The organism is Acidovorax sp. HMWF018 (assembly GCF_003061035.1).
GTDB classification, from domain to species: domain Bacteria; phylum Pseudomonadota; class Gammaproteobacteria; order Burkholderiales; family Burkholderiaceae_C; genus Acidovorax; species Acidovorax delafieldii.
The window spans coordinates 1-6,581 of sequence record NZ_QAIM01000662.1 but is presented as its reverse complement, the minus strand read 5'-3'; the positions used below and the strand labels follow the sequence as shown (position 1 = coordinate 6,581).

Below are 6,581 nucleotides of genomic sequence, written 5' to 3'. Positions count from 1 at the left end.
GGTGCCGCCTGAACTGGTTCGCCGTTGCGGCTCCAGCTGATCCGGGAGATCGCCCTTGTCGTCCATCAAGGCGTGGTCGTCCGCGTCAGAAAAGGCGAGGGGTGTTCCTGGGCCACTGGGCGTACTGCGCTCCACTACCTCGGTACCCTGCGGAACAGAGACGGGCGGATTCAAACCGGCGGCAGACAAACCCACACACAAAAGAAAGTGGAGAATCAAAACCGCGATGAAGCGCCGTAGCATGGTGCGGAAATTATAGAGACCACTCGGCTGACCCCTGGTGAGCCTAATGTGGGCTTAGGATGAGCGCAGAGCCCAAGCAACCTAGTGCATCTGCACACTACTTGGATTCGCGTCCCATCAGGAGTGCGTTTTCAATTCGAATGCGGCTTGCCTCGCGGAGCCTCTGCATGCCCAAATCGCAAGCCATTGCCATCACAGATTTTCGTTCTGAGAGCCCTCGGTGCAACACCCAGCGGGCAAGCGACAAAGGCTACGCCGTACAGATTTCTTCGACGCTGCGGGCGCTGTCATCGTCCGCTGGACGACGGAAGGGTATTTCCTCACACGGCTCAATTTCACGAGGCCAGTAGAAGGTCCCACCGGTTTCCTCTGTGGTTTTAAAAAGCTGTTGCGCTACCTTCACGATCCGTTCCTGAATTCGACTATTCGTGCCCCTCTATAAACGGTGAGTCGCGGCAGTGCGGCTGCTGCGCTAAAACACATCTGTATTAGAGGTGACACGTGCGAGGATGGAGCATCGCCCGATGCCTGGTGGCAGGCAATCCATTCCGCATGGAACACTCCAATGTTGACGGCGGGATTCAGTGGCAGATTCAACCGGTCGATGCCGCACATTCGCTGAATACCTCAGCGGGTGTGTGGAAGCCTGGTGTCTTGAGCGACCTCTCATTCAATGGTCTCGCCATGGCCTTCAGCCGAAGCTGTGAGAGGTCCGAGAGATTCATGCCCTTGGGCATGTGCTACCTGAGTAAGCAATTCGAGTTTGCGTTGCTTCCGCCAGCACTACGTGCCTCGGCCCCGCATACAGCACCTCATCCGTGCCGCCTGCGGGGCGCCTCAGGCGCTGCGCAGAGCTCGGCATTCTCATGCTGCTGGTCAGGAGCGCTCTTCCATGACATAGCCCATGCCTCTTACCGTGTGGAGCAATGGCTTGTCGAAGTTCACGTCCATTTTTGTGCGCAGCCTTCGGATTGCGACTTCCACAACGTTGGTGTCGCTGTCAAAGTTCATGTCCCACACCTGCTCGGCAATCTCAGTGCGGGAAAGCACTTCGCCCTTGCGGCGAAGGAACAGCGCTAGCAGCAGAAACTCCTTGGCGGTCAGCTCGATGCGCTGGCCCGCGCGCGAGGCCTTCCGCCGAATCAGATCGAGTTCCAGGTCTGCGAGGCCCAGCACTGTGGGTTCCCCTGCATCCCGAGCACCATGGGTACGGCGCAGCAGCACCTGTACGCGGGCGCACAACTCCGAGAATGCGAAGGGCTTGACCAGGTAGTCATCTGCGCCGGTCTGCAGTCCTCGCACCCTGTCTTCAACGCTGACACGCGCCGTGAGCATGAGCACGGGGGTCTGCCTGGTCTTGCGCAAGGCCATCAACAGCGTGAACCCGTCGATGCCTGGAAGCATCCCATCAAGAATCACGAGGTCGTGTGCACCCTCCAGAGCCATGTGCAGACCATCCACGCCGTTGTGAACCACATCGACGTTGTAGCCGGCTTCGCCAAGTCCTTTGCGCAGGTACTCGGAGAGCTTGACCTCATCTTCAATGAGCAGGATTTTCATTCAACGATTTTCCGAGATATCGGGCTTTTGCAGATCAATAACTTGTAACTCCGGTGCGCGCGCCCGGCTGCGATCCGCGCCCGGAGAAGGTCCTGGTGCCGCACAGGTCAACTTAGCTAGGGGCGGGCTCAAAGGCCAAGCTGCCGCTGCCACCATGCGGTGGCGCGGCAGCGCTTTGGGGTCGCCTGATCAACGACTTCTCTTGTACTCCACGAACAGGCTACCAGGGAGCCTTATGCACTTGAGACTCAATCACATACCCTGGCTTCCGCCGCCCTTGAAGCTGCGCTCTGCCGCAACATCCTGGGTGTCTCGGTACAGGCCAGGGAACACCTCCTTGAGCATGCGCCCGTCTTCGCCATTGACCGCGACCTCGCCCTTGGCGATGGCCTGGGCCAGCTCTTCCTTGACCTTATCGCGCGTCTTCGAGGGGCCCGCAACCAACCGCTGGGTCGGGTATTGCCCGGGAGCAACTTCATTGAGCTTGATGCCGGACTCGCCAGCGGCGAGCATCTCGCCGCTCTGGATGGCCTGGTTCAACTCGCGGAGCACCTGGTCACGCGACTTGGAGGCGGTGGGGGCTGGTGCTGGAGGATATGCACGGGGATTGATCTTCCGCATCGGCAAGCTGGCCTCGCCGGCCGAGAGCATGGTGCCGTCGCGCATGGCCTGCAAGGTTTCAGCGCGGACTTGTTCGCGGGTGAGCGGCGCGGCCTGCTCCGAGGCGAATGCCGGTGCAGCTGCGAAGGATGCGATCAACAGTGCGGTGGTGAGTTTCATGGTCATACCTTTCAATGAAAGAATCTGCTGGGGAATCTGAGTTGAGAGAGCGCCGCGGGGGCTGTTGGCTCGCCTCAGTCGACCTAGTGGTGGCGGCTCATTGGCCGTGCCGCGCATGCGGTGCGGTGCTCGGATCCAAAGAAAAGCTCACTGGCAAAGATCAGGCTGAGCAAGTCGATTGAGCGACGAAACTTCATGGTGTTCTCCTGGTGGGCCAGCCGCGTTGTCGGCAGCCGGGTGGTGCATTTCGCGAACCACGGAATGAAGTCTAGAAAGCACGCCCTGCTCGGGCACTGACTGCCAGATTACGTTTGTGTCAGCTTTGGCGGAAACAATGGCTTTTCATCGCAGCCCACGCATTTCTGCGGGCCGCTGATCTAGAATCTGGCGACATGTCCCGACGCCTGTGGTCCATGCTCCTGTTGATTGCCCTGCTGTGGCAATCCGTTGGCATGGCCAGTCCCTTTGCGGTGGCCCAGCGTGCGGAGCAGTTGACACACATGGTGGTCCACACGCAGGACGTGGACCATCATCACCATGCCGACAAGTCCCTGCATCTTGAAGCCTCTGGCGGCCTGGACACCCATCAACATGCGGACGAGGGGATCACCCCCGCAGCCTTGTTGTCCAGTGCTTCATGGAGCATTCCCAGCGTTCCTCCATCCAGCCCTGCGGCTCCTGCCGCTTTGCGGTACAGCCCCCCATCTCTTGAAGGCCTTTTAAGGCCCCCATCAGCGCTCGCCTGAGCGTTGGCGACTGACAGCGACCTCCGCCTGTCTGTTCGCCCTTCGCGCCTCACCTCTCTTCTCCTGACGTCCTTGGCATGTCCATAAGCGTGTGCTTTGCGCGCGCCTGGCTCGGCCTGCCTGGTCGTCCGATACCAAGACCCGCTTTATCGCGCGCCTTGGAGCTTTTGTTCGCTCTTTTTTTGGAAGGCACTTCATGAAACTACCGCTTTGGTTGAGGCGGCTCACTCCGGCATTTCTCATGCTCATTCCTCTGATGGCCGTCGCACACGGCATATCAGACGAAGACAAGCAGCGCATGCTGGATGGTGGTTATCTTCAGTACATCGGTCTTGGCGCGAGCCACATGCTCACCGGCTATGACCACTTGCTATTTTTGTTCGGGGTGGTGTTCTTCCTCACCTCCTTCAGGGACGTCGCCAAGTTCGTCACGGTGTTCACGATTGGCCACTGCATCACGCTGATCTTTGCCACGTACTTCAAGATCACCTGGAACTACTACCTGGTCGACGCCATCATCGCGCTGAGCGTGATGTACAAGGCGTTCGACAACAACGGGGGGTTCCAGAAGTACTTCAACGCGAAGTCTCCCAACCTGTTGGCGGCCGTGTTCGGCTTTGGCCTGCTGCACGGTTTCGGGCTCTCGACGCGGCTGCAGCAGTTGCCGCTGGGGGACGACAACACCTCCATGCTGCTGCGCATCCTGAGCTTCAACCTGGGCGTCGAACTCGGCCAGATCGCAGCGCTTGCCGCGATGGTCGCTCTGCTTACCTTGTGGCGCCACAGGCCGTCGTTCAAGCGATTCAGCTACGTGGCCAACCTGGGTCTGTTTTATGCCGGTGTGTACCTGCTCTTCATGCAGTTGCACGGATACCAGCACGACGTCGATCCAGACAGCTTCCGTTTCCCCGCCACCGAGCACCGGCACATCCATGAAGATATGGATATCCAGAACTCGACTGACAACAGTCGCAACACCCTTTGATCCGTTTTTCAACCACCCTAAAGGAAATCACCATGAAGTACATCATCGCCGCCGCCACCATCGCATCCGGCTTCACCTTCGCGGCTCCAGCAATGGCCGCAGAGGGCAGCAGCTGCCATTTCCACGGCAACAAGCCCACGACCGATACGGTTGTGGTGGGCTGCGCCAATCAGCGCAAGGATGCCCTGGTGGGCAGTGGCAAGCTGGACAAGGGCTGGCAGGCCATCAAGAGCGAAAAGGCTGAGCTCATCGATGGAAAGAAGGGCAAGGAATGGCGCGTGACCTACAGCAATCCTGCTGAGCAGGACAAGAGCAAGGCAACCCTCTACATGTTCTTTACCCCTGCAGGCAACTTCGTTGCCTCGAACTTCACGGGACAGTAATGTCCAGGGCCCCCGGGCAGGGAGCGGGGGCCCGCTCAACCGACGAACACCGGGGCCAAGAATGCTGCCGCTTGGTCAAAGGTATTTCGTCAAATCCTTGAACTCCGCGATGGAGGCACGTGCCGACGCTGCGCTTGCGCCCACAACCTGGTCCAGGCAGTTGTCGAGGTGATCGTGGATCACCACTTTCTTGGCAGCGCTGATCGCGCGCTCCACAGCATGCAGTTGCTGCGCAATGTCACTGCAAGGGCGATGGTCCTCGATCATGGCAATGACGTTGGCCAGATGGCCGTGCGCACGCTTAAGGCGTTTGACCACGTCGGGATGACTGGCATGTACATGATTTTCTGTCATGAAGTATCCTATCCCCCAGGATACGTTAAAGTCAATATTACAACCCTCGCTATGCCGTGATTGCAGGCGGATGCGAAAGGGCGTTTCTCGAAAGGCCACGCATGTTGGACGTGCTCGCAAGCCGGACTTATCGGCATTTGTTCTTCGCGCAGGTGATTGCGCTGCTGGGAACTGGCCTGGCAACTGTTGCGCTGGGCCTGCTTGCATACGACCTCGCAGGCGCCAATGCCGGCGCCGTGCTGGGTACTGCGTTGGCCATCAAGATGCTGGCTTACATCGGCGTGGCGCCGGTCGCATCCGCCATGGCAGAGCGTTTGCCGCGCAGGGCTGTTCTGGTCGCACTGGACCTTGTCCGGGCAGCCGTTGCACTGGTGCTGCCGTTCGTCACGCAGATATGGCAGGTGTACGTCCTGATCTTCGTGCTGCAGTCTGCGTCGGCCGCGTTCACACCGACGTTCCAGGCAACCATCCCCGATGTGCTGCCGGAGGAAGCCGACTACACCAAGGCCCTGTCGCTGTCGCGCCTGGCCTACGACCTCGAATCCCTGGTCAGTCCCATGCTCGCCGCGCTGCTGCTCACTGTCGTGAGCTACCACAGCCTGTTTGGCGGTACCGTGGTGGGATTCATCGCGTCAGCGGCGCTGGTGGTCTCCGTAGTGCTTCCCATAGCCAAGATGCCGCCCAAGCGCAGCATCTACGAGCGCACCACCCGGGGGATGCGGATCTACCTGGCGACGCCGCGGCTGCGTGGGCTACTGGCGCTCAATCTGGCGGTGGCGGCAGGTAGCGCGATGGTGATCGTCAATACAGTCGTGATGGTGCAGTCGCAGATGGGGTTGACCCAGACATCCACGGCCATTGCGCTTGCGTGCTTTGGGGCCGGTTCCATGGTCATGGCCCTTGCTTTGCCCAGGCTGCTGGACAACGTGCGCGAAAGGCCCGCCATGCTCGCTGGCGCATCGGTGGTTGCAGCAGGGCTGGTGCTCGGTTGGATCACTGCCACCCGGTTCGAGGTGCTGTTGCCCCTGTGGTTCGTGATGGGCCTTGGGTACTCGCTCGCCCAAACGCCCTCGGGTCGGCTGTTGCGCCGTTCATCGACTGATGCCGACAGACCGGCCTTGTTCGCCGCCCATTTTGCGCTTTCACACGCCTGCTGGCTGATCACATACCCTCTGGCCGGGTGGGTGGGGGCACGTTACGGGATTGATGTCAGCTTTGTGTCACTCGGCGTGGTTGCAGTTGCCGCCATTGCCCTTTCTGCCCTTATGTGGCCTGAGCATGAGCCTGCGGAGGTTGCACACACCCATGAGAATCTCCCGCCTGATCACCCGCACCTTGTCGAAGTGCCGCAAGGTGCCATGCAGAAACATTCGCATGCTTTTGTCATTGATGATGAACACCAGCGCTGGCCTCACTAACGGAGCGTTGAAAAACTCCAGCTTGCTTTGCCTCAGCGGCTAGTAACATCGATTCCAACGCGGGTAATTCCGTTCTTTGATGTGGCGAATGGCTTTCCCGCATGCATGCGGG

General features: G+C 59.7%; 7 protein-coding genes and 1 pseudogene. 4 read left to right on the top strand and 4 right to left on the bottom strand.

What is annotated here, in order from left to right; translation table 11 throughout:
- The 3 genes and pseudogenes from DBR23_RS32025 to DBR23_RS28025 all read right to left on the bottom strand — a co-directional run.
- Positions 1–243: pseudogene (locus DBR23_RS32025) on the bottom strand (hypothetical protein); the annotation flags it as partial.
- 876 nt (positions 244–1,119) lie between these two features.
- Entirely contained in the window at positions 1,120–1,803 is a 684-nt protein-coding gene (locus DBR23_RS28030; protein WP_108500232.1) for a heavy metal response regulator transcription factor, read from the bottom strand.
- A gap of 252 nt (positions 1,804–2,055) precedes the next feature.
- On the bottom strand, positions 2,056–2,583 hold the full coding sequence (locus tag DBR23_RS28025; RefSeq protein ID WP_158276504.1) for a DUF4148 domain-containing protein: 528 nt from the start codon (positions 2,581–2,583) through the stop codon (positions 2,056–2,058).
- Positions 2,584–2,975: 392 nt separating this feature from the next.
- Between DBR23_RS28025 and DBR23_RS29470 the strand changes: the two genes are divergently transcribed.
- From DBR23_RS29470 to DBR23_RS28010, 3 genes are all read left to right on the top strand, one after another.
- The gene (locus DBR23_RS29470; protein WP_146191474.1) at positions 2,976–3,329 is read left to right on the top strand and encodes a hypothetical protein; all 354 of its coding nucleotides are present in this window, start codon (positions 2,976–2,978) and stop codon (positions 3,327–3,329) included.
- Positions 3,330–3,525: 196 nt separating this feature from the next.
- Positions 3,526–4,314, top strand: coding sequence for a HupE/UreJ family protein (locus DBR23_RS28015; RefSeq protein ID WP_108500229.1), 789 nt, complete (start codon positions 3,526–3,528; stop codon positions 4,312–4,314).
- A gap of 32 nt (positions 4,315–4,346) precedes the next feature.
- On the top strand, positions 4,347–4,697 hold the full coding sequence (locus DBR23_RS28010; protein WP_108500228.1) for a DUF6488 family protein: 351 nt from the start codon (positions 4,347–4,349) through the stop codon (positions 4,695–4,697).
- Between the two features lie 75 nt (positions 4,698–4,772).
- Here the strand turns inward: DBR23_RS28010 and DBR23_RS28005 are convergent, their stop codons facing one another.
- Positions 4,773–5,051, bottom strand: a complete 279-nt coding sequence (locus tag DBR23_RS28005; protein ID WP_108500227.1) for a metal-sensing transcriptional repressor — start codon at positions 5,049–5,051, stop codon at positions 4,773–4,775.
- Between the two features lie 101 nt (positions 5,052–5,152).
- Between DBR23_RS28005 and DBR23_RS28000 the strand changes: the two genes are divergently transcribed.
- Positions 5,153–6,469, top strand: coding sequence for an MFS transporter (locus tag DBR23_RS28000; RefSeq protein ID WP_108500226.1), 1,317 nt, complete (start codon positions 5,153–5,155; stop codon positions 6,467–6,469).
- Positions 6,470–6,581 lie beyond the last annotated feature (112 nt).